The organism is Streptomyces sp. 17_S59 (assembly GCF_056930295.1).
Genome location: NZ_JBXOWD010000001.1, coordinates 2,171,994 through 2,198,933 on the forward strand (window position 1 = coordinate 2,171,994; position 26,940 = coordinate 2,198,933).

General features: G+C 72.5%; 20 protein-coding genes. 5 read left to right on the top strand and 15 right to left on the bottom strand.

Features of this window, described 5'->3' with window-relative positions:
* Positions 1-223: 223 nt before the first annotated feature.
* From obgE to folC, 15 genes are all read right to left on the bottom strand, one after another.
* Positions 224-1,663, bottom strand: a complete 1,440-nt coding sequence (gene obgE / locus AC1Z4A_RS09640) for a GTPase ObgE (RefSeq protein WP_483677468.1) — start codon at positions 1,661-1,663, stop codon at positions 224-226.
* Positions 1,664-1,793: 130 nt separating this feature from the next.
* Positions 1,794-2,048, bottom strand: a complete 255-nt coding sequence (gene rpmA / locus AC1Z4A_RS09645; RefSeq protein WP_030961848.1) for a 50S ribosomal protein L27 — start codon at positions 2,046-2,048, stop codon at positions 1,794-1,796.
* A gap of 14 nt (positions 2,049-2,062) precedes the next feature.
* Entirely contained in the window at positions 2,063-2,383 is a 321-nt protein-coding gene (rplU, locus tag AC1Z4A_RS09650; protein ID WP_483677469.1) for a 50S ribosomal protein L21, read from the bottom strand.
* Positions 2,384-2,618: 235 nt separating this feature from the next.
* Positions 2,619-6,812: an Rne/Rng family ribonuclease gene (locus AC1Z4A_RS09655; protein ID WP_483677470.1), complete on the bottom strand. Its 4,194-nt coding sequence runs from the start codon at positions 6,810-6,812 to the stop codon at positions 2,619-2,621.
* Positions 6,813-7,036: 224 nt separating this feature from the next.
* Positions 7,037-7,816 (bottom strand): TIGR03936 family radical SAM-associated protein, encoded by a 780-nt coding sequence (locus AC1Z4A_RS09660; RefSeq protein WP_483677471.1) that lies wholly within the window; start codon positions 7,814-7,816, stop codon positions 7,037-7,039.
* Positions 7,817-8,040: 224 nt separating this feature from the next.
* A complete protein-coding gene (locus tag AC1Z4A_RS09665; RefSeq protein ID WP_483677472.1) occupies positions 8,041-9,963 on the bottom strand; it encodes a TIGR03960 family B12-binding radical SAM protein in 1,923 nt (640 codons plus the stop codon).
* A gap of 85 nt (positions 9,964-10,048) precedes the next feature.
* The gene (locus AC1Z4A_RS09670; protein ID WP_483677473.1) at positions 10,049-11,575 is read right to left on the bottom strand and encodes a CYTH and CHAD domain-containing protein; all 1,527 of its coding nucleotides are present in this window, start codon (positions 11,573-11,575) and stop codon (positions 10,049-10,051) included.
* A gap of 72 nt (positions 11,576-11,647) precedes the next feature.
* Positions 11,648-12,847 (bottom strand): rod shape-determining protein RodA, encoded by a 1,200-nt coding sequence (rodA, locus tag AC1Z4A_RS09675; protein ID WP_483677474.1) that lies wholly within the window; start codon positions 12,845-12,847, stop codon positions 11,648-11,650.
* A complete protein-coding gene (gene mrdA / locus AC1Z4A_RS09680; RefSeq protein ID WP_483677475.1) occupies positions 12,844-15,048 on the bottom strand; it encodes a penicillin-binding protein 2 in 2,205 nt (734 codons plus the stop codon). The genes rodA and mrdA overlap by 4 nt, the downstream gene beginning before the upstream one ends.
* Positions 15,045-15,752, bottom strand: a complete 708-nt coding sequence (mreD, locus tag AC1Z4A_RS09685; protein ID WP_483677476.1) for a rod shape-determining protein MreD — start codon at positions 15,750-15,752, stop codon at positions 15,045-15,047. Before mreD ends, mrdA begins: the two co-directional genes overlap by 4 nt.
* Before the next feature lie 4 nt (positions 15,753-15,756).
* Positions 15,757-16,689, bottom strand: coding sequence for a rod shape-determining protein MreC (gene mreC, locus AC1Z4A_RS09690; RefSeq protein ID WP_483677477.1), 933 nt, complete (start codon positions 16,687-16,689; stop codon positions 15,757-15,759).
* A 129-nt stretch (positions 16,690-16,818) separates the two neighbouring features.
* Positions 16,819-17,838, bottom strand: coding sequence for a rod shape-determining protein (locus tag AC1Z4A_RS09695; protein ID WP_004950903.1), 1,020 nt, complete (start codon positions 17,836-17,838; stop codon positions 16,819-16,821).
* 350 nt (positions 17,839-18,188) lie between these two features.
* A complete protein-coding gene (ndk, locus tag AC1Z4A_RS09700; RefSeq protein WP_483677478.1) occupies positions 18,189-18,602 on the bottom strand; it encodes a nucleoside-diphosphate kinase in 414 nt (137 codons plus the stop codon).
* 98 nt (positions 18,603-18,700) lie between these two features.
* The gene (locus AC1Z4A_RS09705; RefSeq protein WP_483677479.1) at positions 18,701-19,057 is read right to left on the bottom strand and encodes a DUF4233 domain-containing protein; all 357 of its coding nucleotides are present in this window, start codon (positions 19,055-19,057) and stop codon (positions 18,701-18,703) included.
* 1 nt (position 19,058) lies between these two features.
* Complete coding sequence (folC, locus tag AC1Z4A_RS09710; RefSeq protein ID WP_483677480.1) at positions 19,059-20,609, bottom strand: bifunctional tetrahydrofolate synthase/dihydrofolate synthase; 1,551 nt, start codon at positions 20,607-20,609, stop codon at positions 19,059-19,061.
* A gap of 199 nt (positions 20,610-20,808) precedes the next feature.
* Between folC and AC1Z4A_RS09715 the strand changes: the two genes are divergently transcribed.
* From AC1Z4A_RS09715 to AC1Z4A_RS09735, 5 genes are all read left to right on the top strand, one after another.
* Entirely contained in the window at positions 20,809-21,951 is a 1,143-nt protein-coding gene (locus AC1Z4A_RS09715; protein ID WP_483677481.1) for a PAS domain-containing sensor histidine kinase, read from the top strand.
* Positions 21,948-22,700: a response regulator transcription factor gene (locus AC1Z4A_RS09720; protein ID WP_483677482.1), complete on the top strand. Its 753-nt coding sequence runs from the start codon at positions 21,948-21,950 to the stop codon at positions 22,698-22,700. Before AC1Z4A_RS09715 ends, AC1Z4A_RS09720 begins: the two co-directional genes overlap by 4 nt.
* Positions 22,701-22,857: 157 nt before the next feature.
* Entirely contained in the window at positions 22,858-23,988 is a 1,131-nt protein-coding gene (gene wecB / locus AC1Z4A_RS09725; RefSeq protein WP_483677483.1) for a non-hydrolyzing UDP-N-acetylglucosamine 2-epimerase, read from the top strand.
* Between the two features lie 141 nt (positions 23,989-24,129).
* Positions 24,130-25,494, top strand: a complete 1,365-nt coding sequence (locus tag AC1Z4A_RS09730) for an XrtP-associated glycosyltransferase (RefSeq protein WP_483677484.1) — start codon at positions 24,130-24,132, stop codon at positions 25,492-25,494.
* Between the two features lie 125 nt (positions 25,495-25,619).
* A complete protein-coding gene (locus tag AC1Z4A_RS09735; protein WP_483677485.1) occupies positions 25,620-26,840 on the top strand; it encodes a hypothetical protein in 1,221 nt (406 codons plus the stop codon).
* Positions 26,841-26,940 lie beyond the last annotated feature (100 nt).

The window sequence follows — 26,940 nt, forward strand, 5'->3', positions numbered from 1 at the left end:
CCCTTCCCGTAACCGGGGGCTCTGCCCCCGGACCCCCGGTCCTCAAACTCCCCCAGCTACCGCTGGGAGGTGCCCCCAGACGGGCTGGATTTCCAGCCCGTCCGGCGTTTGAGGACGACCGCGCGCAGCGCGGTCCCGGGGTCTGGGGCGCAGCCCCGGTTACGGGAAGGGGCGGGGTGGGGAAAGAAAACCCCGACCCCGCCCCTGCAGGCAACAGGCCCGCTTACCCGAACGGGTTGAAGCCCTCGTACTCCTGCGCCGCCTCGTCCCGCTCCGCATCCCGCTCGCGCCGCCGCTGCGCCGCCGGCCGCGGTGCCTCGAAGCGGTGGTCCTCGCCACGGCGTCCCAGCATCTCCGCCCCGGCCGCCATCGACGGCTCCCAGTCGAAGACAACCGCGTTGTCCTCGGGGCCGATCGCCACGCCGTCGCCCGCACGGGCACCGGCCTTGGTCAGCTCCTCCTCGACACCGAGGCGGTTGAGGCGGTCGGCCAGGTAGCCGACGGCCTCGTCGTTGTTGAAGTCGGTCTGGCGCACCCAGCGCTCCGGCTTCTCGCCGCGCACGCGGAACAGGCCGTCCTCCTCGCGCGTGACCGTGAAGCCCGCGTCGTCGACCGCCTTCGGGCGGATGACGATCCGGGTCGCCTCCTGCTTCGGCTTCGCCGCACGCGCCTCCGCGACGATGCCGGCCAGCGCGTAGGACAGCTCCTTGAGGCCCTGCCGGGAGACGGCCGACACCTCGAAGATCTGGTAGCCGCGGGACTCCAGCTCGGGACGGATGATGTCGGCGAGGTCCTTGCCGTCCGGGATGTCGACCTTGTTGAGGACGACGATCCGGGGCCGGTTCTCCAGGCCGCCGTACTCGGCCAGCTCGGCCTCGATGACGTCGAGGTCGGTCAGCGGGTCGCGCTCGGACTCCAGCGTGGCGGTGTCCAGCACGTGCACGAGCACCTCGCAGCGCTCGACGTGCCGCAGGAACTCCAGGCCCAGGCCCTTGCCCTGGCTGGCGCCCGGGATCAGGCCGGGGACGTCGGCGATGGTGTAGACGGTCGCGCCGGCGGTCACCACGCCCAGGTTCGGGACGAGGGTGGTGAAGGGGTAGTCCGCGATCTTCGGCTTGGCGGCCGAGAGCACCGAGATCAGCGAGGACTTGCCCGCGCTCGGGTAGCCCACGAGGGCCACGTCGGCGACGGTCTTCAGCTCCAGGACGATGTCCTGCATGTCGCCGGGCTCGCCCAGCAGCGCGAAGCCCGGGGCCTTGCGGCGGGCCGAGGCCAGCGCGGCGTTGCCGAGGCCGCCGCGGCCGCCCTGGGCGGCGATGAAGCGGGTGCCCTCACCGACCAGGTCGGCGAGCACATTGCCGTGCCGGTCCTGGACGACGGTGCCGTCCGGAACCGGCAGGACGAGGTCCGTGCCGTCCTTGCCGGAGCGGTTGCCGCCCTCGCCGGGCTTGCCGTTGGTGGCCTTGCGGTGCGGGCTGTGGTGGTACTCGAGAAGCGTGGTGACCGACTGGTCGACGACCAGGATCACATCACCGCCACGGCCTCCGTTGCCCCCGTCGGGGCCGCCGAGCGGCTTGAACTTCTCGCGGTGCACGGAGGCGCAGCCGTGGCCTCCGTTACCCGCGGCGACATGCAGCTCGACGCGGTCCACGAAGGTGGTCATAGCGGTGTGCCTCCAGATACGAACGGGAATGTCTCAGTTGTAACGCAGCGAGGGCGGACCCGCTTCCCCGCAGGGAAGGTGAGGTCCGCCCTCGCTTACCGCTCTACGGCGTCAGCTGATCCGAGAGAGATCAGGCAACCGGAACGATGTTGACGACCTTGCGGCCACGGTGGGTGCCGAACTGCACCGCACCGGCGTTCAGCGCGAACAGCGTGTCGTCGCCACCGCGACCGACACCGGCACCCGGGTGGAAGTGGGTGCCACGCTGGCGGACCAGGATCTCACCGGCGTTGACGACCTGACCGCCGAAGCGCTTCACGCCGAGCCGCTGAGCATTGGAGTCGCGACCGTTCCGGGTGGACGATGCGCCCTTCTTGTGTGCCATGTGTTCTCAGTCCCTTACTTCGCCGGAGCGTCGATGCCGGTGATCTTCAGCGCGGTGTGCAGCTGGCGGTGACCGATGCGCTTCTTGTAACCGGTCTTGTTCTTGTACTTCTGGATGCGGATCTTGTCGCCCTTGTGGTGGTCCACAACCTCGGCCTGGACCTTCACGCCGGCCAGGACCCACGGGTCGCTGGTGACAGAGTCGCCGTCGACGACCAGCAGCGTGGAGAGCTCGACGGTGTCGCCGGCCTTGCTGGTGGAAATGCGGTCAACCTCGATGACGTCGCCGACAGAAACCTTCTGCTGGCGGCCGCCGGTGCGCACGATCGCGTACACGCGGAACTCTCTCTCGCTAGAACGGGACCTCTGATGCCAGCCGCTCACACGGTCCACGGGGGTCCGTGACATCCGATGAACGAGCGGCCTCTCCCGGTGAACCGGGAGGTGTTTGCTCAGGGGCTTGGCGTACACAGACGCCGAGGGTCAAGATTACGGCCCGTCGACCGCAGGGGTCAAACCGGGCCGCCGGCCGGGGTGGGGGCGGGGATCCTGTCCCCACCCCCACCGGGCGTCACTCCTCCGAGGAGGAGGACTCCGCGGCCGCAGCGGTCTTCTTGGCCGCCGTCTTCTTCGTCGCGGCGGTCTTCTTGACCGTCGTCTTCTTCGCCGCCGTGGCCTTCTTGGCCGTGGTGGTCTTCTTGGCGACCGTCTTCTTCGCCGTGGTCGCCTTCTTGGCCGCGGTCTTCTTCACCGCGGTCTTCTTGGCGGCCGTCTTGCGCACCGTCTTCTTGGCGGAGGCCTCCTCGACGGCGGGCTCCTCGGCAGGAGCCTCCTCGACGACGACCGCGGCCTCGGCGGCGGGCGCCTCGGGAGCGGCAGCCTCGCGCACGGCACGGCGGCGCGGACGGGCAGCCTTGGCGGGGGCAGCCTCGGCGGGAACCGCCTCGACCACTGCCTCGACGTCGGCCTCGGCCACCACCAGGGGCTCCTCGGCGACAGCCGGGGCGCTGACGACGACCACGGCCTCCTCGGCCGCGGCAGGCGAGCCCGCCGGGGCGGACGCCCGCCGGGTCGCCCGGCGCCGCGGCCGCGGCGGAGCAGCGGCCTCCGCCGCCGCGACGGCCTCGGCCACCGGCTCCGCCACCTCGGGCTCCACCACCGGAGCGGGCGCGACCGCGGGCTCGGCGACCGGCTCGGCCGGCGCCTGCACCACGATCTCGGGCTCCACGGGCGCGGCCTTCGGCGCACCCGCCGGGGCAGTCACCTTGCGGGTCGCCCGGCGGCGCGTACGGCCGCGCTTGGCGGCGGCCTCGGCCTCGGCCGGGCTGCCGAACCACTCCTCGCCGCCGCCCACTGCGGGCTGCAGCTCCGCCTCCGTCACCGGCACGGGCTCCAGCTCGGGCGCCTCGGCGGCCTCCACGGCAGCGGGCTCGGGGGCCTCCACGGCCGCCTTGCCCTTCTTCTTGCCGCGCTTGCCGCCGCCACCGCCGCCGCCCACGACCGCCGGCTGGTCCATGTGGACGATCACGCCACGGCCGTTGCAGTGCACGCAGGACTCGGAGAAGGACTCCAGCAGGCCCTGGCCCACCCGCTTGCGGGTCATCTGGACCAGGCCCAGCGAGGTGACCTCGGCAACCTGGTGCTTCGTACGGTCCCGGCCCAGGCACTCCAGCAGGCGCCGCAGCACCAGGTCCCGGTTGGACTCCAGCACCATGTCGATGAAGTCGATCACGATGATGCCGCCGAGGTCGCGCAGCCGCAGCTGGCGCACGATCTCCTCGGCCGCCTCCAGGTTGTTCCTGGTGACCGTCTCCTCGAGGTTGCCGCCCTGGCCGGTGAACTTGCCGGTGTTGACGTCGACGACGACCATCGCCTCGGTCCGGTCGATCACCAGCGAGCCGCCGCTGGGCAGCCAGACCTTGCGGTCCAGCGCCTTCGACAGCTGCTCGTCGATCCGGTACGTGGCGAAGACGTCGACCTCGGACGTCCACCTCTGCAGCCGGTCGGCCAGGTCGGGCGCCACGTGCGAGACATAGCCGTTGATGGTCTCCCAGGCGTCGTCACCGCTCACGATGACCTTGGAGAAGTCCTCGTTGAAGATGTCGCGGACGACGCGGACGGTCATGTCCGGCTCGCCGTACAGCAGGCTCGGCACGCTCGTCGAGATCTGCTTCGACTTCTTCTGGATGTCCTCCCACTGCGCCTGGAGCCGCTCGACGTCACGGCGCAGCTCGTCCTCGCTCGCGCCCTCGGCGGCGGTGCGCACGATCACGCCCGCGTCCTCGGGGACGATCTTCTTGAGGATCTGCTTCAGACGCGCGCGCTCGGTGTCGGGCAGCTTGCGGCTGATGCCGGTCATCGAGCCCTCGGGCACGTAGACCAGGTAGCGGCCGGGCAGGGAGACCTGGCTGGTCAGCCGGGCGCCCTTGTGCCCGATCGGGTCCTTGGTGACCTGGACGAGCACGGACTGGCCGGACTTCAGCGCGGTCTCGATGCGGCGCGGGCCGTTGCCCATGCCGAGCGCCTCGAAGTTGACCTCGCCCGCGTACAGGACGGCGTTGCGGCCCTTGCCGATGTCGACGAACGCGGCCTCCATCGACGGCAGCACGTTCTGCACCTTGCCCAGGTACACATTGCCGACGTAGCTGGTGGCCTGCTCCTTGTTGACGAAGTGCTCGACGAGGACGTTGTCCTCCAGCACGCCGATCTGGGTGCGGTCGCCGTTCTGGCGGACGACCATCACGCGCTCGACGGCCTCACGGCGGGCCAGGAACTCGGCCTCGGTGATGATCGGCACCCGGCGGCGGCCCTGCTCGCGGCCCTCGCGGCGGCGCTGCTTCTTCGCCTCCATGCGGGTCGAGCCCTTGATGGACTGCACCTCGTCGAAGCCGGTGCCGCCCTCGGTGCGGGCGCGCGGCTCGCGGACCTTGACGACCGTGCGCTCGGGCTCGTCGACGCCCGGCTCAGCCTCGATGGCCTCGCCGCTGCGGCGACGACGGCGACGGCGACGGCGGCTGCCGGCGGAGGACAGGGCCTCCTCGGCCTCCTCCTCGGCCTCCTCCTCGGCAGCTTCCTCCTCGGCCTCGGCCTCGGCGGCGGCCTCCTCGGCCTCCTCCTCGACGCCCTCGGCCTCGGCGGCCTCACCACGACGGCGGCGACGGCCACCACGGCGACGGCGGCGCGACGGGCGCTCGCCCTGCTCCTCTTCCTCCGGCGCGAAGCCCTCCGCCTCCTCGGCGGCCTCTGCCTCGGCCTCTTCCTCCTCGGCCGTCACGACGGCGGCCTCGGCCACGGGCTGCTCGGCGGGCTCGCCACGGCGGCGACGACGACGCCGGCCACCGACGGCGGGCTGAGCGGCCTCGACGGCGCGCTCCTCCTCCTGCCGGCTCTCCTCGGCGGCAGCGGCAGCGGCGGCGGCAGCGGTCTCCGGCGTCTGGAACATCGGCTCGGTGAACACCGGCGCCTGGAACACGGCGGACGGCGGGCGCACGGCACGACGGCGCCCACGGCCGCCCTCGGCGGGGGCCTGCTCGGCGGCGGGCGCCTCGGGAGCGGCGGCCTCGCGCACGGCGCGGCGGCGCGGACGGGCAGCCTCGGCGGGCGCCTCCTCGGCGGCGGGGGCCTCCGGGGCGGCGGCCTCGGCAGCGGCGGCAGGACGCACGGCACGGCGGCGCGCACGGGCCGGACGCGGGGCCTCGGCGGGCTCCTCGGCAGCGGCAACGGGCTCGGGGGCCTCGGCGGCGACCGGCTCGGCGGCCTGCGCGGCGGCGCCCGGGGTACCGGCCGTGCGCGTGGCGCGGCGACGGGTGCGGGCGGGCTTGGCGGCCGGGGCCTCCTCGACCACGGCCTCCTCGGCGGCCTCCAGGGCCTCCTCTTCCTCGGCCTCGGCGGCGGCAGCGGGCTCGACGACCGGCTCGGCGGCCGGCGCGACGCCCGCGGGGGCGGCAGCGGGCCGGGTGGCACGGCGGCGGGCACGGGCCGGACGCGGGGCCTCGGCGACCGGGGCCTCCTCGGCCTCGGGGGCCGCAGCCTCGGCAACCGGCTCGGCGGCGGGCGCCTCCGGCGCAGCGGCAGGAGCAGCAACCTTGCGGGTCGCACGACGGCGCGTACGAGCCGGAGCAGCGGCCGGAGCCTCCTCGGCGGCGGGTGCCTCGACAACCGGCTCGGCGGCAGCAGCCTCGGCGGGGGCCTCAGGCGCAGCAGCCTTACGGGTCGCACGACGGCGCGTACGGGCCGGGGCCTCCTCGGCCTCGGGGGCCGCAGCCTCGGCAACCGGCTCGGCGGCAGCGGCCTCCGGCGCAGCGGCAGGAGCAGCAACCTTGCGGGTCGCACGACGGCGCGTACGAGCCGGAGCGGCAGCCGGAGCCTCCTCGGCGGCGGGTGCCTCGACAACCGGCTCGGCGGCAGCAGCCTCCGGCGCGGCAGCCTTGCGCGTCGCACGACGGCGCGTACGGGCAGGAGCAGCGGCCTCCTCGGCCTCCGGTGCGGCAGCCTCGACAACCGGCTCGGCGGCCGGTGCGGCCGCGGCGGCGGTCTTGCGGGTCACCCGGCGGCGCGGGCGCGCAGGGGTCTCCGGCGCGGCCTCGGCGGCAGCGGCGGCGGGCTCGGCAGATGCCTCGGCCTGCCCGGCGGGCGGGCCCGCCGGGCGGGACGCCGCACGGCGGCGGCGCCGCGGCGGCAGCGTGTCGCTGGGCGAATTCTCGGCGTTGTTGCCGGGGACGCTCTGCGCGGCCCCCGGCTCCGTGGGCTCAATGGAATCGAGCATGCGGGCGGTTCTCCCGTCACGCTCCCGGGCGCCGCGCCGTGTTCCGGCCCGCCGGTCCGCGTGATGAGCGCGGTACCGCCGTCCGGGGCGCGGTCGCCGCACGGGAGCTGTCGTCTCGCTCGCCGGTTCCGCAAGTCAACGGCACCGGCGAAAAGTCTCCTGGTCAGTGCGCCTGCCGGACCGGGTGGCTCCCTGGTGGCGCGGCGGCGCTTCGACGGCCGTCCTTACGCGGAACCTTCCGGCACCTGCTGCGCGGCAGTCGGCCCGGCGGCCGTGGGTGGGGCGGCCGGGGCGGCCTCGCGGTCGGGCGCGAGCGGGTCGGTCACCGTGCCGGACTCCTCATCGAGCAGCCCCTGCGCCAGCCTGGTCACCGCAGCGGGGACCGGCGGCGCCAGGTCGGCCACAGCGCGGAGACCGGACAGGACGTCGTCGGGTCGAACGGCAGGTGTCACGTGCCGAACAACCAGCCGCAGTATCGCACAGGCACCGTCGCCCGGCCTATCGGCCGGAGCTTCGAGCGCCTCGAGTCGGCACACCGCGCCACGGGCGTCGAAGGTGCGCAACCCGTTTTTGGTGCGTCGCTGGACCTCCACGCTCCCGGCCGCCATGAAGGCCGTGACGGCCCGCTCCGCGTCCGCCGCCTCGACGCCGTCGAGGCGCAGCTCCCACACGGAGGCCTGCAGCCGGTCGGCGAACGAGGAGGTGTGAGCCTCCACCGCATCGGTGATGTCGAGCCCGTCGGGCAGCGACTCGTCGAGCAGCGCCCGCAGAGTCCCGGGGTCCCGGACCTCGGCGAGCTGGATCTCCAGGTACTCGGCCTCACTGCCCGTGCCGGTGGGGGCGGCATTGGCGTAGGAGACCTTGGGGTGCGGGGTGAAGCCCGCCGAGTACGCCATGGGCACCTCGGCACGGCGCAGCGCCCGCTCGAAGGCGCGCTGGAAGTCGCGGTGGCTGGTGAACCGGAGGCGGCCGCGCTTGGTGTAGCGCAGTCGGATGCGCTGCACCGCAGGTGCGGGCGGGGGGCCTTCGGGCTGTCGCTTGCCCAGTGTCTTTCAGTCCTTCGTGAGTGCGGTCGTACTGCTACCTAGAGTACGTGCAACAAGGGCCCCGCCAACCCGGCAGGGCCCTTGTTCGCACACGCGTGCCACTTGACGACCGTCAGCGGCAGCAGCGGATCACCCCCGCAAGGGCGGGGAAAGCATGACGGTCATCACAGCGCTACTCTACGTTACTTGACCGAGAGCGGCAGCAACTTCTTGCCCGTCGGGCCGATCTGGATGTGGGTGTCCATCTGCGGGCAGACGCCGCAGTCGAAGCACGGGGTCCAGCGGCAGTCCTCGACCTCGGTCTCGTCGAGCGCGTCCTGCCAGTCCTCCCAGAGCCAGTCCTTGTCCAGACCGGAGTCCAGGTGGTCCCAGGGCAGGACCTCCTCGTACGTGCGCTCGCGCGTGGTGTACCAGTCGACGTCGACGCCCTGCTCGGGCAGCGTCTGCTCCGCGCACTTCATCCAGCGGTCGTAGCTGAAGTGCTCGCGCCAGCCGTCGAAGCGGCCGCCGTCCTCGTAGACCGCGCGGATGACCGAGCCGATCCGGCGGTCGCCGCGCGAGAGCAGGCCCTCGACGATGCCGGGCTTGCCGTCGTGGTAGCGGAAGCCGATGGAGCGGCCGTACTTCTTGTCGCCGCGGATCTTGTCGCGCAGCTTCGCCAGGCGGGCGTCCGTCTCCTCGGAGGAGAGCTGCGGCGCCCACTGGAACGGGGTGTGGGGCTTGGGCACGAAGCCGCCGATCGACACCGTGCAGCGGATGTCGTTGGACTTCGAGACCTCGCGGCCCTTCTGGATCACGTTCATCGCCATGTCGGCGATCTGGAGGACGTCCTCGTCGGTCTCCGTCGGCAGGCCGCACATGAAGTACAGCTTCACCTGGCGCCAGCCGTTGCCGTAGGCGGTGGCGACGGTCCGGATGAGGTCCTCCTCCGAGACCATCTTGTTGATGACCTTGCGCATGCGCTCGGAGCCGCCTTCGGGGGCGAAGGTCAGACCGGAGCGGCGGCCGTTCCGGGTCAGCTCGTTCGCCAGATCGACGTTGAACGCGTCGACACGGGTCGAGGGCAGGGACAGACCGATCTTGTCCTCTTCGTACCGGTCGGCCAGGCCCTTGGCGATGTCGCCGATCTCGGTGTGGTCGGCCGAGGACAGCGACAGCAGGCCGACCTCCTCGAAGCCGGTCGCCTTGAGGCCCTTCTCCACCATCTCGCCGATGCCGGTGATGCTCCGCTCCCGCACCGGGCGCGTGATCATGCCGGCCTGGCAGAAGCGGCAACCGCGCGTGCAACCGCGGAAGATCTCGACCGACATCCGCTCGTGAACGGTCTCGGCGAGCGGCACCAGCGGCTGCTTCGGGTACGGCCACTCGTCGAGGTCCATGACGGTGTGCTTGGACACCCGCCACGGCACGCCCGACTGGTTGGGCACGACCCGGGCGATGCGGCCGTCGGGCAGGTACTCCACGTCGTAGAAGCGCGGCACGTACACGCTGCCGGTCTTCGCGAGGCGCAGCAGCACCTCGTCACGGCCGCCGGGGCGGCCCTCGGCCTTCCAGGCCCGGATGATCTCGGTGATCTCCAGGACGGCCTGCTCGCCGTCGCCGATGACCGCGCAGTCGATGAAGTCCGCGATGGGCTCGGGGTTGAACGCCGCGTGGCCGCCCGCGAGGACGATCGGGTCGTCGATCGTGCGGTCCTTCGCCTCCAGCGGGATGCCGCCCAGGTCCAGCGCCGTGAGCATGTTGGTGTAGCCCAGCTCGGTGGAGAAGCTCATGCCGAGAACGTCGAAGGCCCGGACCGGGCGGTGGCTGTCCACGGTGAACTGCGGCACGTTGTGCTCGCGCATCAGCTCCTCGAGGTCCGGCCACACGCTGTAGGTGCGCTCGGCGAGGACGCCCTCCCGCTCGTTGAGGACCTCGTAAAGGATCATGACGCCCTGGTTGGGCAGGCCGACCTCGTAGGCGTCCGGGTACATCAGGCACCAGCGGACGTCCGCGCTCTCCCAGGGCTTGACCGTGGAGTTGAGCTCTCCACCGACGTACTGGATGGGCTTCTGCACATGCGGGAGCAGGGCTTCGAGCTGTGGGAAGACCGATTCGGCAGTCATCTGGGCGAACTTTCGTGAGCAGGCAAGGGGCGACTCTCAAGCGTAACGTGCCGCGCGAGGGTGCCCGTGCCGCCGGATTCCGGGGTCAGGGCAGGGAGCCCGCCGCCACCGACACCCGCCCCCACACCTCCGGCAGCTCCCGCTCGTCCCGCTCCGCCCGCAGCTCCTCCCGCCCGTAGAGCAGGCCGAACGTGAACGTGGGCTCGCCCGCGCCCGCCGCCTGGTCGGCGATCCTGCGCAGCGCGGCGCGGGCCATGACGCTGTCCTGGTGGTCGCCGAGGACGCTCTGTACGTCCTTCACCCGGCCGGCGAACCGTCTCGCGGGCTTGCCCAGGGCCGGGGCGGCCGCCTCCGCGGCGTAGCGGGCGCGCTTGGCCGCCTTGCGGGCCTCGTGCAGGGCCACGTCCCGCTCCCGGCCGGCCTCGGTGGTCAGCGCGTGCTCAATGCGCCCGGCCAGCCGCCCGTAGTCGCGCCGCACGGCCTTGGCCAGCACCGGGCCCGGCGGGCGGGCGGCGGCGGGGCGCAGCGGCGGGTCGGCGAGGAGGGCGTCCAGGGCGTCGAGGAGCGCCAGGTAGCGCTTGCTGTCGAGGACGTCGGCCACGCGGCGGCGGGCGGTGGCGCGGTTGCCGCTCGACCAGCTGCGCAGGCGGGCCCGCACGGGTCCGCGGACGAGGGTGCGCGGCACCTCGTCCAGGCGCTCGCGGAGCCGTTCGGAGAGGACCTCGCGGTCGCGGTCGACGCCCAGCTCGGCGGCGAGCCACTTCAGCTCGTCGCCGAGGGGGTCGGTGGTCCTGCGGTCGACGACCTTGCCGTAGGTGCGGAAGGCGCTGCGCAGCCGCCGGGTGGCGACCCGCATCTGATGGACGGAGTCCTCGGTGCCGCGGCGGGCGGCGGGGTCGAGGGCGGTGACGGCCTCGGCCTGCTCGCGGAGGAAGGCCAGGACGTGGTCGCCCGCGGTGGCCTTGCGGGGCAGCGGGGCGGCGCGGTGCTCCGGCACCTCCCCGGCGCCGGTCTCCGCGAGGGCGCGGGCCAGCTTGCTGGGGGCCGCGGAGGGGCGCAGCCCGGCCTTGCGCAGGTGGGGTTCGAGGGCGTCGAACAGCTCCGGACCGGTGCCGGGGGCCAGTTCGATCTCGAACTCGGTCCAGCGGGCCGTGCCCTCCCCGTCCCCGAGGTGGGTGGCGGTGACCGCGTCCGTGGTGGCCTCGGCCAGCAGCGTGCCGTCCTCGGCGAGCAGGTGCCGTACGCCGCGGCGCGAGACGATCCGTACCAGGGGCGCCAGCGGGGTGTCCCGGGTGCGGGAGCGGACCAGCGCCGCGAGAGGCCGGGGCACGCCCGCCCTGAGGGGGGCGCGGATCTCGTCCCGCACGCCGGGGGCGACGGGGAGTTTGAGGTGCCATCCCTCGTCCGGGCCGCCCGTGCGGCGCCGCAGGGTGATGCCTGCCGCGGCGAGGCGGCGGTCGGCGGTGTCGTAGTAGACGGCGTCCAGCTCCACGGTGCCCCGGTCGGCGACGGTGGCCACGGGCCCGGCGCTGCTCAGGTCGGGGAGGCGGGCCTCGCCCGCGTCGTCTCCGGCTTCGTACTTCCGCTCGATCTCTCGCACGGTGTCCGCCATGCCGCCGAATCTAGTGCGCGAACGGCCGGAGCGGCAGACCGTGACGGTCGTCGGGGCGGCACCAGGCCGGCACTAGGCCGAGACCGGCCGCTGCGCCTTGATCGACTGGAGCAGTCCCACCGCTATCCACGCCGCGAACATCGACGAGCCGCCGTACGAGACGAACGGCAGCGGCAGCCCGGTGACGGGCATGATCCCCAGCGTCATGCCGATGTTCTCGAAGCTCTGGAAGGCGAACCAGGCGATGATCCCGGCGGCCACGATCGTCCCGTACAGCTCGGTGCTCTCGCGGGCGATCCGGCAGGCGCGCCAGAGGACGACGCCCAGCAGGAGGATGATCGCGCCCGCGCCGACGAAGCCCAGCTCCTCGCCGGCCACGGTGAAGATGAAGTCGGTCTGCTGCTCGGGCACGAACTGGCCGGTGGTCTGGGAGCCGTGGAAGAGCCCGGCGCCCGTCAGGCCGCCGGAGCCGATGGCGATGCGGGCCTGGTTGGTGTTGTAGCCGACGCCGGAGGGGTCGAGGGCGGGGTTGGCGAACGCGGCGAAGCGGTTGATCTGGTACTCGTCCAGCACGCCGAGCTGCCAGATGAGGATGCAGCCGACCACGCCCGCCCCCACCAGGCCGGCGACCCAGCGGTTGGAGGCGCCGGAGGCGAGCAGGACGGCGAGCACGATGACCACGAGGACCATGACCGAGCCGAGGTCGGGCATCAGCAGGATGACCGCGATCGGCAGGCCGGCGAGGCCGAGGGCCTGCACGACGGTGCGGTGGTCGGGGTGGCGGCGGTCGCCGCCGTCCACCTTGGCGGCCAGCAGCATCGCCATGCCCAGCGTGATGGTGATCTTCGTGAACTCGGAGGGCTGGATGGAGAATCCGCCGCCGAGCTGGATCCAGGAGCGGGCGCCGTTGATGGTGGCGCCGAGCGGGGTGAGCACGGCGGCCGTGAACAGCACGGAGACGGCGTAGAGGATGGGCACGGCGCCGCGCAGCGCCCGGTGGCCGAGCCAGACGGCGCCCACGGCGAAGGCCAGTCCGATGCCGGTGTTGAGGAGGTTGCGCAGCAGGAAGGAGTAGGGGTCGCCCTGGTTGAGTTCGGTGCGGTTGCGGGTGGCGGAGTAGACGAGCAGCGTGCCGATGCCGGAGAGGGCCAGGGCGGCGAGCAGCATGACCCAGTCGAGGCGGCGGAGCACGGAGTCGCGGGCGGTGAGGCGGGACCAGGCGCCGCGCTCGGGCGAGAAGCGGCGGATGCGGTAGCCCTGGGCGGTGCTCATCGGTTCTCCTCCTCCCTGCGGACGGCCGGGGTCCCGGAGTCCGACGGGGACGGTGACGCCCCGTCGGACGGCGACGCGGAGGGCGACCCGGAAGCCGAGGGGGACGGGGAGGGCATGGGCTGCGCCTCGATGCTGCCGTCCTTCTCGATCTTGGGGAGCCCGGCCTCGGGGTGCGGCAGCAGTGCCTTGCTGGTGTCGATGGCGCCCTTCTCGTCGACGCCGTAGAGGGCGTTGTAGATGTTGCGCACGGCCGGGCCGGAGGCGCCCGAGCCGGTGCCGCCCTGGGAGATGGTCATGACGACCGTGTAGTCGCCGGTGTAGGTGGCGAACCAGGAGGTGGTCTGCTTGCCGTAGACCTCGGCGGTGCCGGTCTTGGCGTGCATGGGGATCGCGCCCTGCGGCCAGCCCTGGAAGCGCCAGGCGGCGGTGCCCTGGGTGGCGACGCCGGCGAGGGCGGAGTCGATCTGGTCGCGGGTCCTGGAGTCGAACGGCAGCTTGCCGTGCGCGGTGGGCTTGATCTCCTCGACGCGCTTGCCGTCGGGGCTGACGACGGCCTTGCCCACGCTGGGGTTGTAGAGGGTGCCGCCGTTGCTGATGGCGGCGTAGATGGTGGCCATCTGGATGGGGGTGACGAGGGTGTCGCCCTGGCCGATGGAGTAGTTGACGGAGTCACCGGCGCGCATGCGCATGCCGGACTCGCAGTTCTCCTTGGCGATCTTCCCGGCGTAGCTGTCGTCGCCGTTGCCCTGCTTGCACCAGGCGTCCTTGTTGGCGTCCCAGTACCGCTTCTTCCACTCGCGGTCGGGGACCCGGCCGCGGACCTCGTTGGGGAGGTCGACGCCGGTCTCCTTGCCGAGGCCGAACTGGTGGGCGGTCTTGTAGAACCAGTCCGCCGGGTGCTTGGGGTTGTTGCCGCCGTCCTTCTGCCACTGGCGGTAGGCCAGGTCGTAGAAGACGGTGTCGCAGGAGACCTCCAGCGCCCGGCCGAGGTTGATGGCGCCGTACCCCTTGGACTCGTAGTTCTTGAAGACCTGGCTGCCGATGTTGTACGAGCTGGAGCAGTTGTAGTTGCCGTCGAAGGGGTAGCCGGCGGCGACCGCGGCGGTCGTGGAGACGACCTTGAAGATCGAGCCGGGTGCGGCCTGCCCCTGGATGGCGCGGTTGAGCAGCGGGTAGTCGGAGTCCTTGCCGGTGAGTGCCTGATAGTCCTTGGCGGAGATGCCGCCGACCCAGACGTTGGGGTCGTAGGTGGGGTTGGAGGCCATGGCCACGATCCGGCCGGTCTTCGACTCCATCACCACGACGGCGCCCGAGTCGGCCTTGTAGTTGGTGCCCGTGTTGTGGTCCATCTCCTTGCGGGCGTCCTTCATGGCCTGGTCCAGCTCGCGTTCCGCTATGGCCTGCACGCGGGCGTCGATGCTGGTGACGACGTTGGCGCCGGGCACGGCCTTGTCGCTCTTGGCCTTGCCGATGACGCGGCCGAGGTTGTCCACCTCGTAGCGGGTGACGCCCGCCTTGCCGCGCAGCTGGGAGTCGTACTGGCGCTCCAGGCCGGAGCGGCCGACCTGGTCGGAGCGCATCAGCGTGTGGTGGGACTCCTTGGCCTTGGTGATCTCCTCGTCGGTGACGGGCGACAGATAGCCCAGTACCTGGGCGGCGTTGGCGCCGCCGGGGCCGGCGTAGCGGCGCACGGCGGTGGGCTCGGCCGTGATGCCGGGGAAGTCCTCCTGGCGCTCGCGGATCTGGAGGGCCTGCTGGGTGGTGGCCTCGTCGGTGATGGGGATGGGCTGGTAGGGCGAGCCGGCCCAGCAGGGCTTGGGCGTCCTGGCGTCGCACAGCCGCACCTTGGCGGTGACCTCCTCGGGCTTGAGGCCCAGGACCCCGGAGAGGCGGTTGAGGACGGTCCGGCCGCGGTCCTTCATCTTCATCAGCTCGGTGCGGTTGGCGGAAACCACCAGGCGGGTCTCGTTGTCCGCGAGCGGCACTCCGCGGGCGTCGAGGATCGAGCCGCGGGTGGCGGGGGCGACGACCTGCTGGATGTGGTTGCTGGCCGCCTCGGCCGTGTACTCGTCGCCGTTGCGGATCTGGAGGTACCAGAGCCGGCCGGCCAGGGTGAGCAGCAGGGAGAAGACGAGGATCTGGATGACGACCAGCCGGATGGTGACCCGCGAGGTCCGCCCGGAGTCCGGAAGACTGCTCACAGCCGCTTGGCCCCCTTGATCTTGAGCCGGGGCTTCCTGGACGGGCGGCTCAGCAGCCCGCTGCTGTGCACGCCGATCCGGCCCTTGCGCCCCAGCCGCCCCTTCCGGCTCATGCGGCCGATGCGGAAGCTGCTGCCGGACATCCGGTGGTACGAGCCCTCGGCGGCGGCCGCGACGGCGGTGCCCTCGGCGGTGAGCGGGTCACCGGCCGTGCGCCGGGCGAGGGCCATGATCAGGGGCACCGTGAAGGGCGCGAGCAGCAGGTCGTAGACGGCGGCGGTGAGCACCAGGCCGGTCAGGCCCACGTGACGGGCCGCCGTGTCGCCGACGAGCGAGCCGACCCCGGCGTAGAGCAGCGTGGAGGCGACGGCCGCCGCGACGACGGCCACCATGGGCACCGTGGCCGAGCGGACCCGGCCGGTGTCGGGCCGGGCGAGGCCGACGAGGTAGCCCACGACGCAGAGCACCAGGGCGTAGCGCCCGGTGGCGTGGTCCGCGGGGGGCGCCAGGTCGGCGAGCAGCCCGGCGCCGAAGCCGACGAGGCAGCCGGCCGTGTGGCCGTACACCAGGGCGAGGGCGACCACGACGAGGAGCAGCAGGTCGGGGGCGGCGCCGGGCAGGTGCAGGCGGGCGAAGATGCTCACCTGGACGACCAGGGCCACCGTCACGAGCGCGGCCGACAGCAGGATCCGGTTCAGGCGCATCGGTCTAGTCCTGGGGTTTGGCACTCGGGGAGGGCGTGACGGTGACGGTCACCGTGGGGGTGGGCTTGGGAGCCTCGGGCTTGGGCGGCAGCACGGTGTCGCGCGGGTCCTCGCGGGGCGCCTCCACGACGACGCCGACGATGTCGAGCTTGCTGAAGCCGACGAAGGGGCGGACCAGCAGAGTGCGGGTCAGGCCGCCGCCGGACGGTTCGACGTGGGTGACCTCGCCGACGGGCACGCCGGGGACGAAGGGCTTGTCCTTGCTGGAGCCGAAGGTGACCAGGCGGTCGCCCTCGTGGACGCCGGCCTTGCCGTTGAGCAGTTCGACGCGCAGCGAGCGGTCGCCCTGGCCGTTGGCGAAGCCCAGCTCGCCGCTCTTCTCCATGCGGGTGCCGACGGTGAACTTGGGGTCGCTGGCCAGCAGCACGGTGGAGGTGGAGGGCCCGACGGTGGTGACGCGGCCGACCAGGCCGTCGCCGTTTATCACCGTCATGTCGCGCCGGATGCCGTCGTGGGAGCCGATGTCGATGGTGACCGTCCAGGAGAAGCCCTGCGCGGCTCCTATGGCGATGACCTGCGCGCCCTTGATGCCGTACTGTCCGCGGCCCGCCGTCTTGAGCATGGCGTCCAGCTCGCGGAGGCGGCCGCGGTTGCGGTCGTTGCTGCCGAGCTTCTGCTTCAGGGCGGTGTTCTCCCGCTCCAGCGCGGTGATCCGTCTGCTCCGGTCGCCGGAGTCCCGGACGGCGGCGATGGCGTCGCCGACGGGGTCGACGGCGGCGGCGACCCCCTTCTCCACCGGGCCGAAGACCGAGGCGGCCGCGTGCCGCGGGCCGTCGAGCGGGGACTGCTCACCGCCGCGGATGTCGACCGTGACCAGCGCAAAGGCGATCGCGATCAGCAAGACCAGCAGCAGCCGGCTCTCTCGTGTGTCCCTCACGTGCGGCGGCGTGCCCTTCTCGTGGGACCGTCCGGCTGCGGGACCGGGCGGTCGTCGGAAGCGTTCTGCCTGTATATCAGGTTGTTTCGGGACTCCCGGCGCACCGGGAGTCCAGGGGGCCGCCTTCGGTCACCGGCGGGGCTGGGCGTCCAGCACCTGCTGGAGCGCCTCGAACTCCTCGACGCACTTCCCGGAGCCCAGCGCGACGGAGTCCAGCGGGTCCTCGGCGATGTGGATCGGCATGCCGGTCTCCCGGCGCAGCCGCTCGTCGAGGCCGCGCAGCAGGGCGCCGCCGCCGGTGAGAACGATGCCGCGGTCCATCACGTCACCCGACAGCTCGGGCGGGCACTTGTCGAGCGTGGTCTTGACGGCGTCGACGATGGAGTTGACGGGCTCCTCGATGGCCTTGCGGACCTCGGCGGCCGAGATGACCACGGTCTTGGGCAGACCGCTGACGAGGTCGCGGCCGCGGATCTCGGTGTGCTCGTCCTGCTCCAGGTCGTAGGCCGAACCGATGGTGATCTTGATCTGTTCGGCGGTGCGCTCGCCCAGCAGGAGGCTGTACTCCTTCTTGATGTGCTGGATGATCGCGTTGTCCAGCTCGTCGCCCGCCACCCGGATGGACTGGGCGGTGACGATGCCGCCGAGCGAGATCACGGCGACCTCGGTGGTGCCGCCGCCGATGTCCACGACCATGTTGCCGGTGGCCTCGTGGACGGGCAGGCCGGAGCCGATCGCGGCGGCCATCGGCTCCTCGATGATGTGCACCTGCCGGGCACCGGCCTGGGTGGACGCCTCGATCACGGCGCGGCGCTCGACGCCGGTGATGCCGGAGGGCACGCAGACGACGACACGCGGGCGGGCCATCCAGCGCCGCTTGTGGATTTTGAGGATGAAGTAGCGGAGCATCCGCTCGGTGATCTCGAAGTCGGCGATCACGCCGTCCTTCAGCGGGCGGACCGCGACGATGTTGCCGGGCGTGCGGCCGATCATCTTCTTGGCCTCGGCGCCGACGGCCAGGATGCCCCCGGTGTTCGTATTGATCGCAACGACTGACGGCTCGTTGAGGACGATCCCGCGGCCTCTGACGTACACCAGCGTGTTGGCGGTCCCGAGGTCGACAGCCATGTCACGGCCGATGAACGACATGTTGTTCCCCATGAGGATACGTCTGGCCTTCCCAGCTGGAGCGATTGCTTACTCGAGGTCGGCAGGTGTGCGGTGCGCTGCGGGGCGCGGAGGCTTCATCGTAGTCTCGACCGGTCGAACGCGGCGCGAGGGTTCCTCCGCCATTGTGGGCGGAACACGAGTCGGCCTCAGTAATGGTGACGTCGTGTCGGAGTGAGAGGTTCCCCCGATTGGCACGCATATGCCAAGGGCGGCCGGACTAGTTTTCCCGGCCGGGGGTCCGGGGGTTGCCCCCCGGGAAAATGCAGCAGTCGGCCGCCCTTGATCAGAATGCGCGTTCGGCTGATCCGGTATCAGGTGTATCCGGTGTATCAGGCCAGGCCGGGAAAGAAAATCTTGATTTCCCGCTGTGCGGACTCCTCGGAGTCCGAGGCGTGGATGAGGTTCTCACGCGTGATGGTGCCGAAGTCGCCGCGGATGGAGCCGGGCGCGGCCGCGATGGGGTCGGTCGGGCCCGCCAGCGCCCGGACGCCCTCGATGACGCGCTCGCCCTCGACGACCAGCGCGACGACCGGACCGGAGGCCATGAAGCCCATCAGCGGCTCGTAGAACTCCCGGCCGACGTGCTCGGCGTAGTGCTGCTCCAGGGTCCCGCGGTCCAGGGTCCGCAGCTCCAGCGCGCTGATCGTCCAGCCGGCCTTGCGCTCGATGCGGCCGATGATCTCGCCCACCAGGCCGCGGCGCACCGCGTCGGGCTTGAGGAGGACGAGGGTGCGCTGGCTCATGGTGCGGCTCCTTGCAGGCAGGCGTAACGATTGCGGTGGGCCGAAGGGTACAGGGGCGGCCGGGCCGCCCGTCACCGGGTCCGGCCCGAAACCACAGCTCAGGCGCCCTCGGCGGAGGCCTCCGCGGCGGCCGCCGCAAAGCGGGCCTTCGCCTCGTCGACCTTGCGGCCGAAGTGCACGGACGCCCACCACAGGCCCGCGAAGACCACGCCCAGGATGTACATCATCGGCACGACGAGACCGCTCGCGATCAGCCCGATCTGGAGCGCCCAGCCGAGCTGCACGCCCCCCGGGCGGGTGAGCATCCCGCACAGCAGGACGCTCAGCACCATCGCGGTGCCGCTGACCGCCCAGACCGTGCCCGTGGACAGGTCCGAGGTCTGCATCGCGACCAGGCCGGCGAAGCCGATCACGAAGAACTCGCCGATGAGCGTGCTCGCGCACAGCGTCCGCATGTCAGCCCTTTCCCTTCAGCAGCACCCGGGCCTCGCCGACCGTGATCACCGAGCCGGTCACCAGGACGCCCGCCCCGGCGTACTCGCCCTCCTCCTCGGCGAGCGTGATCGCCGCCTCCAGGGCGTCGTCCAGCCGCGGCTCGACCTGGACCCGCTCGGCGCCGAAGACCTCGACGGCGAGGGCGGCCAGCTCGTCCACGTCCATGGCGCGCTGGGTGGAGTTCCGGGTGACGACGACCTCCGCGAAGATCGGCTCGAAGGCCTCCAGCAGACCGCGCACGTCCTTGTCGGCGCTGGTGCCCACGACGCCGACAAGACGGCTGAAACCGAACGCCTCCGTGATGCCCTCGGCCGTGGCCAGCGCGCCCGCCGGGTTGTGCGCGGCGTCCAGCACCACGGTGGGGCTGCGGCGGACGACCTCCAGCCGGCCCGGCGAGGTGACCGAGGCGAAGGCGCGGCGGACGGTGTCGATGTCGAGCGTGCGGGCGTGCTCCGAGCCGATGCCGAAGAACGCCTCGACCGCGGCCAGGGCGACCGCGGCATTGTGCGCCTGGTGGGCGCCGTACAGCGGCAGGAAGACGTCCTCGTAGTCGCCGCCCAGGCCGCGCAGGGTCAGCAGCTGGCCGCCGACCGCGACCTCGCGGGCGGTGACGCCGAACTCCATGCCCTCGCGGGCCACCGTGGCGTCCACCTCCACGGCGTGCTTGAGCAGCACCTGCGCGGCGTCCACGGGCTGCTGGGCGACCACGGCGGTGGCGTCGGCCTTGATGATCCCGGCCTTCTCCTTGGCGATGTCGCCGGGCGTCGCGCCGAGCCGGTCGGTGTGGTCGAGCGCGATCGGGGTGACCACGGCGACCGTGCCGTCGACCACGTTGGTCGCGTCCCAGGCGCCGCCCATGCCGACCTCGACCACGGCCACGTCCACCGGGGCGTCCGCGAAGGCCGCGTAGGCCATGCCGGTGAGCACCTCGAAGAACGAGAGGCGGTACTGCTCGCGCTCGTCGACCATCCGGACGTACGGCTCGATGTCCCGGTACGTCTCGATGAAGCGCTCGGCCGTGATCGGGGCGCCGTCCAGGCTGATGCGCTCGGTCACGGACTGCACGTGCGGGCTGGTGTAGCGGCCGGTGCGCAGGTCGAAGGCGGCCAGCAGGGCCTCGATCATGCGTGCGGTGCTGGTCTTGCCGTTGGTGCCGGTGATGTGGATCGACGGGTACGCGCGCTGCGGCTGCCCCAGGATGTCCATCAGCGCCTGCATGCGGACCAGCGACGGGTCCAGCTTGGTCTCGCCCCAGCGGCCCGCCAGCTCGGCCTCCACCTCGCGCAGCGCCCGGTCCACCTCCGGGTCCTCCGGGCGGGCGGGAACGCCGTCGCCCTCCGGGGGACCGGCCTGGGTGCGCAGGGTGCGGCTGCCGGCCTCGATCACCGCCAGGTCGGGGTCGCGGTCGGTCTCGGCTTCCACGATCTCGTCGAACTGGTCCGGGGTGGCGTTTTCGCCCGGTTCGCCGGGTTCGTTGTCGTCGGTGGGGTCGTTCAGGGGGCGCTCGGTCACGCGGTCCAGTCTACGGACCGGGGGCGCGGGACGGCCCGGCGCACCTCCGGCGGCATGCAGGCGGCATGCAGGCGGCATGCAGGCGGCAGGAAGAGCGGGCCGATCCGCTTTGGCTTACGGTTTTTCTGTCTTCTCCCGAATGATTCGGTATTGCATTCGGGAATGCAGCTGTCAGGCCAGATTCCGGCGGGTGAGAGCCATGGGGTCCGAGGACCGCGACCGGCTCCAGGCGGTCCTGGAGGCGCTGCCGGCCGGTGCGCTCCTGCAGAGCCCGGCCGACGAGGTGCTGGCGGTCAACCGGAAGTTCGTGGCCATGTTCGGCCTGGAGGGGAAGGTCGACCTCTCCCCCGGCGTCTCCATGCAGCCCGTCGTCCCCCTCGTGCGGGCCTTCTTCACCGGCGACTTCGCGGCCCCCACCAGCCCGAACGAGATCCAGGCCCGCCGCCATGTGCACCGGGTCGCGGAGATCCCGCTCACCGACGGCCGGACCGTGCGCCGCCAGGTCGAGCCCCTGCGCAAGGGTGACGAGTACCTGGGCGCCCTGTGGACGTTCACCGACATCACCGACGCCAAGCGGCGCGAGCGCGACCTCGAGCGCGACAACCTCGCGCTGACCGAGCTGGCCCGGCAGCGCAACGCCTTCACCGCCGCCGCCTCCCACGAGCTGCGCACCCCGCTGACCACCATCGGCAGCTTCGCCGAACTCCTCACCGACCCCGCCTACGGCCCCCTCAACACCGACCAGTCCTCGTTCGTCGACGCCATCCGGCGCAACAGCGAGCGGATGCAGCGGGTGATCTCCGACCTGCTGCTCACCACGAAGATGCGGGCCGTCGGCCCGGAGCTGGAGTTCGCCCCCGTGGACGTGCCGGACATGCTCATGGAGGCGCTGCTCGACCACATGGGCCAGATCGAGCGGGCCGGCCTGTTCGCCGTCCTGGACTGCGAGCCCGGCCCCGCCCTGCGCGGCGACCGGCACCGGCTCCAGCACGTGCTCGGCAACCTGCTGGAGAACGCCGCCAAGTTCACCCCGCCGGGCGGCCGGATCGGCATCACCGCCGCGCCCCGGGGCGTCCACTGGGACCTGGAGGTCGCCGACACCGGCATCGGCGTCCCCGAGGAGTACCGCCACGAGATCTTCAGCGGCTTCGTACGGGCGCCCAACGCCCGCAAGGGCGGCTACCCCGGCACGGGCCTCGGCCTCGCCATCGTGCGCACCGTCGTCGAGCTGCACGGCGGCACGATCACCGTCGGCGGCCGGGTGGGCGAGGGCGCCGTCTTCCGGATCCGGCTGCCCGTCGCGGGACCGCCGCCCGCCCCCGCCGCGCGGGAGGAGCCGTGACCCGGGTGCTGGTGGTCGAGGACGACCCCGACCTCGCCCTCGCCCTGCGCGTCCTGCTCACCCGCGCCGGGCACGAGGTGGTGCCCGCCGACGACGGCCGCGACGCCCTGCGGCTGCTGTTCGCCGAGCGGCCCGCGCTGATGATCCTCGACGTCGGCCTGCCCGGCCTGGACGGCTGGGAGGTGCTGGAGCGCACCCGGGACCTCAGCGACCTGCCCGTCCTGCTGCTCACCGCGCGCGGCGCCGAGAGCGACCGGGTGCGCGGCCTGCGCGCCGGGGCGGACGACTACCTGCCCAAACCCTTCGGCAACGACGAGCTGCTCGCCCGCGTCGAGGCGCTGCTGCGGCGCAGTGCGCCCGCCCGCTGGGCGGGCGACGCCTACGGCGACGACGGCCTGCGGCTGGTGCCCGAGCGGCGCTCGGCCGTGTGGCAGGGGCACGAGGCCCGGCTCAGCGACATCGAGTACCGGCTGCTCCAGGTGCTGGTGCGCAACCGGGGCCGGGTGATCACCACCGACCAGCTGCTCGACCGGGTCTGGGACGACCCGCACGGCACCGGCCGGGAACGGGTGAAGTTCGCCGTGCTGCGGGTGCGGCGCAAGCTGCGGCAGGCGGCCGGGGACGAGGCGGCGGATCCGCTGGAGGCGGTGCGGGGGCTGGGGTACCGGTACCGGGCGGACGGCGAGGGGGACGCACCCGGCGGCGGGCCGGGCGGTCAGGACAGCGAGGCCGGGGCCGAAGGTCCCTGACCCCCGCGGGACCAAGGTCCCCGGTTCCCTCCGGGACCAAGGTCCCCGGTCTTCCCTTCGCAACCGTCCGGCAACCGAAGGCCCTCCTGACGCGCAACCGTCGACGCACAGGCTCGGGAGCTGTCACCGCCCCCGTCAGCCCCAGGAGTGCCTCATCGTGCTGTCCCTGCCCCCGCGTAGCGTCGCCATCGTTCTCGGTACCCGCCCCGAGCTGGTCAAGCTCACGGACCTCGTGCGCCTGCTGGGCCCCGCCGCCCACCTGGTGCACACCGGGCAGCACTACGACGAGGAGCTGTCGGGCCGCTTCCTGAGCGAGCTGGGCCTGCCCGAGCCGACCTTCCTCACGGGCGTCGGCGGGCAGCCGCGGGCGGTGCAGATCTCTGCCGCCCTCGCGCAGCTGGACGAGCTGTTCCTCGCCGAGCCGCCGCTGGCCGTCGTCGTGCAGGGCGACACCAACGCCGCCCTGTCCGGCGCGCTGGCCGCCAATGCCCGCGGGATCCCGCTGCTGCACGTCGAGGCCGGCCTGCGCAGCCACGACCGGAACATGCCCGAGGAGCACAACCGCGTCCTCATCGACCGCATCGCCGACGTGCTGTGCGCCGCCACCGAGGACAACCGGGCGAACCTGCTCGCCGAGGGCGTCGACGACTCCCGTATCGCCGTCACCGGCAACACCGTCGTCGAGGCCGTGCTGGGCCAGCTGCCCGGCGCGGACGGGCGCGCGGCGCTGCTGGCCCGCCACGGGCTGGCCGCCGACCGCTACGTACTGGCCACCGTGCACCGGCCCGAGAACACGGACTCGGCCGAGGCGCTGCGGGCGATCCTCGTCGAGCTGGGCGCACTGGCGACGGACGGCCGGCCGGTCGTGCTGCCGCTGCACCCGCGCACCCGGGCCCGCATCGAGGCCGCCGGCCTCACGGGCCTGCTGGCCCCGCTGACCGTGACGGCCCCGCTCGGCTACTCCGAGTTCCTGGCGCTCGCGCGCCACGCCGCGCTGCTGGTCTCCGACTCGGGCGGCATCCAGGAGGAGTGCACGGTGCTGGGGCGGCCGCTGGTCGTCGTGCGGCGCTCGACGGAACGGCCGGAGGCGATGGGGGACTTCGCGGACCTGGTGTCGCCGGGGGCGGGGATCGGGGCGGCGGCGCGGCGGCGGCTGGCCGAGGGGCCGGTGGGTCTGGCCCGGCTGGCCGCGCTGCCCAGTCCCTTCGGGGACGGGCGCGCGTCGGAGCGGATCGTCGAGCTGCTGGTAGCGATCGGCGCGCAGCACCGGCTGGTGGCCGCGGCGTAGGGGGTTCTTTCCCCAGTCCCGCCCCTTCCCGGCTGTGCCTGATGTGCGGCTCCGCCGCGTGGGGGCTCGCCCCCGGACCCCCGGTCCTCAAACGCCGGACGGGCTGAAATTGCACCCCCCGAACTCCCCGGAGCCTCCCCCTTGTTCTCCAGCCCCCTCCTCCTCGCCTTCCCCTTCTTCCTCCTCCTCTGCTTCCTCCTCTACTGGGCCGGCGCCCGCCACGCCTACCTCCGCCGCCCCGCCGTCGAGCACGGCAACCCCGACGCCTTCGACTGGCACTTCTTCGTGCCCTGCCGGGACGAGGAGGCCGTCGTCGGCACCACCGTCGGGCGGCTGCGCGCCGACCACCCCACCGCCCACGTGTGGGTCATCGACGACGACAGCGACGACCGGACCGGCGCCATCGTCGCCGGGCTGGCCGACGAGGACCGCCGCGTCCATCTCGTGCGCCGGCACCGCCCCAACGCCCGCCAGGGCAAGGGCGCCGCGCTCAACGCCGCGTACGACGAGCTGAACGAGTTCCTGCCGAAGGACGTCGACCGTGAGCGCGTCGTCGTGTGCGTCATCGACGCCGACGGCCAGCTCGCCCCGGACGCCCTCGCCCTCGTCGGCGGCCCCCAGGGCTTCGGCGACCCCGAGACCGGCGGCGTCCAGGTCAGTGTCCGGATGCGCAACACCGAGGACCCGCGGCCGCTGGCCGACCGCGGCCGGATCCGCAACGCCTTCGCCCGCCTCCTCGTCCGCATGCAGGACATGGAGTTCTCCGTCTCCAACGCCGGCATGCAGCTGCTGCGCGGCCGCACCGGCTCCGTGGGCCTGGGCGGCAACGGCCAGTTCACCCGGCTCGCCGCCCTGGACCGCATCGCCGCCGCCGAGCGCCGCCCCTGGCAGCGCGGGGCGCTGCTGGAGGACTACGAGCTGGGCCTGCACATGATCCTCAGCGGTGACCGGATAGTGCACATAGCCGACACCTGGGTCTCCCAGGAGGGCCTGCCGCACGGCCGCCGGTTCCTCACCCAGCGCACCCGCTGGGCGCAGGGCAACCTGCAGTGCGTCCGCTACGCGCCTCGCATCGTCTCCTCGCGCCACTACGGCGGCAAGGGCGTCCTGGAGACGCTCTACACCTTCCTCCAGCCGGTCGCCCACCTGGTGACGCTGGCGCTGTGCGCGGTCATGTTCGTCCTGCTGGGCCTGACGGCCGCCGAGGACGGGGCCGGTGCGGCCTTCGGCGGCATGCTGGCGCTCTGGCCGCTGGTGATCGCCCTGGCCGTGGTGTCCGTCCTGCCGTTCGTGCTGTGGGGCCCGGTCTACCGCCGGGACCGCGCGTCCGACCGGTCGCTGCTGACCGCCCTGCTGTGGGGCCTGGCGCTGTGGCTGTACGCGTACCACCTCTTCCCGGCGTCCGCCCGCGGGTTCGTCCGGATGCTGCGCGGCCGCAACGGCTGGGCCAAGACCCGGCGCAACGCCGAGCGCACCGGCTCCGGGCCGGTGGCCGTCGAGGCCTAAACCCCCGACCCCCCATGAGTTCGGTCACAGAAGTGGCCGGCGGGGCAACTTTCCGCTCCGTTCCGCCATCTGACCGCCGGTGATGTCCATGCCCGGAGCGGTTCCGGGTGGCGGAACGGAGTGATGTGCGCACACCACGACTCGGCAATCGGACGCACTTGCTGCTGCTCACGGCATGGGCGGTGCTCTGGTTCGTCATAGTCGAGCCCAGCGGCGGCTTCTCGTGGCACTACCTGCGCACCGGGGGCGAGCTGATCTACGACGGCGGCTCCTCGGGCGACGGCGGGCTCAACCTCTACGCCCGTCACCCCGAGCTGCAGATGGGCCCGGTCAGCTTCCTCGTGGCGGGGCTGTTCAACCCCTTCCCCGCCGTCGTCGGGCAGGTGCTGGCCGAGGCGCTGATGTCGGTCCTGGGCCTGGTGGTCCTGGTCCTCGCGGGCCGCAGCGCCGCCCGGCACTTCCTGGGCACGGGCACCAACCACCAGCGGCTGCGGCAGCGGGTGCTGATCGCCGGCTTGGCGTTCATCCCCATGTGGATCGAGGTCTCGGTCCGGTTCGCCCATCTGGACGACGTCCTCGCGCTGTTCTTCACCGCTCTCGCCGTCTATTACCTGACGCGCTGCAACGCGGCCGGCACCGGCATCTGCATGGCCCTCGCGCTCGACTCCAAGCCGACGGCGCTGGCCTTCCTGCCGCTGCTGCTCGCCCTGCCGAAGGAGCGGTGGCTGCGCGCAGGACTGTGGTGCGTGGGTCTGGTGGCGGCCGCCTGGCTGCCGTTCTTCATCGTCGACCCGCACTCCTTCGCCGCCGCGAAGTTCACCATCCCCAACAACCCGGCGTCCGCGCTGCGCTGGCTGGGCGCCAACGACCCCCAGACGCCGCACTGGGCCCGCCCCGCGCAGGCTGCGCTGGGCCTCGCGCTCGGGGCGATCGCCGTCTGGCGCGGCCGGTGGGCGGCGGTCGTCCTGCTGGGCGCCAACGCCCGCATCGTCCTCGACCCGAGCGTCTACACGTACTACACGGCCTCCGTGCTGCTGGGCACCCTGCTGTGGGACGTGTGCGGGCAGCGGCGGCTGGTGCCGTGGTGGAGCTGGATCGCGCTGATCGTGCTGTACGGCAGCGTGTTCGCCGTGCACGACGAGTCGGCCAAGGGCCTGATCCGGCTGGGCTTCGTCGTGGTGTCCACGGCGTATGTGCTCTTCGCCCCCGTACGGGACCGCCGGGACCGGAACCAGCACAGGTCCCTCGACCGGGTGGAAGAGGTGCCTGTGGAAGGGCCGTGGGGTCCCATGTGGGACCCGGGGCGGACGAGGCCGTGGGAGGCACGGCCGGTCACCGACCGCTGATCCCCTGAACCCCTGATCGTCTGATCGCCTGGATCATCCGAAAACGGCCGCGGCCGGGTCACCCCCACCGGAGTGGGGATGACCCGGCCGCACCGCGTAA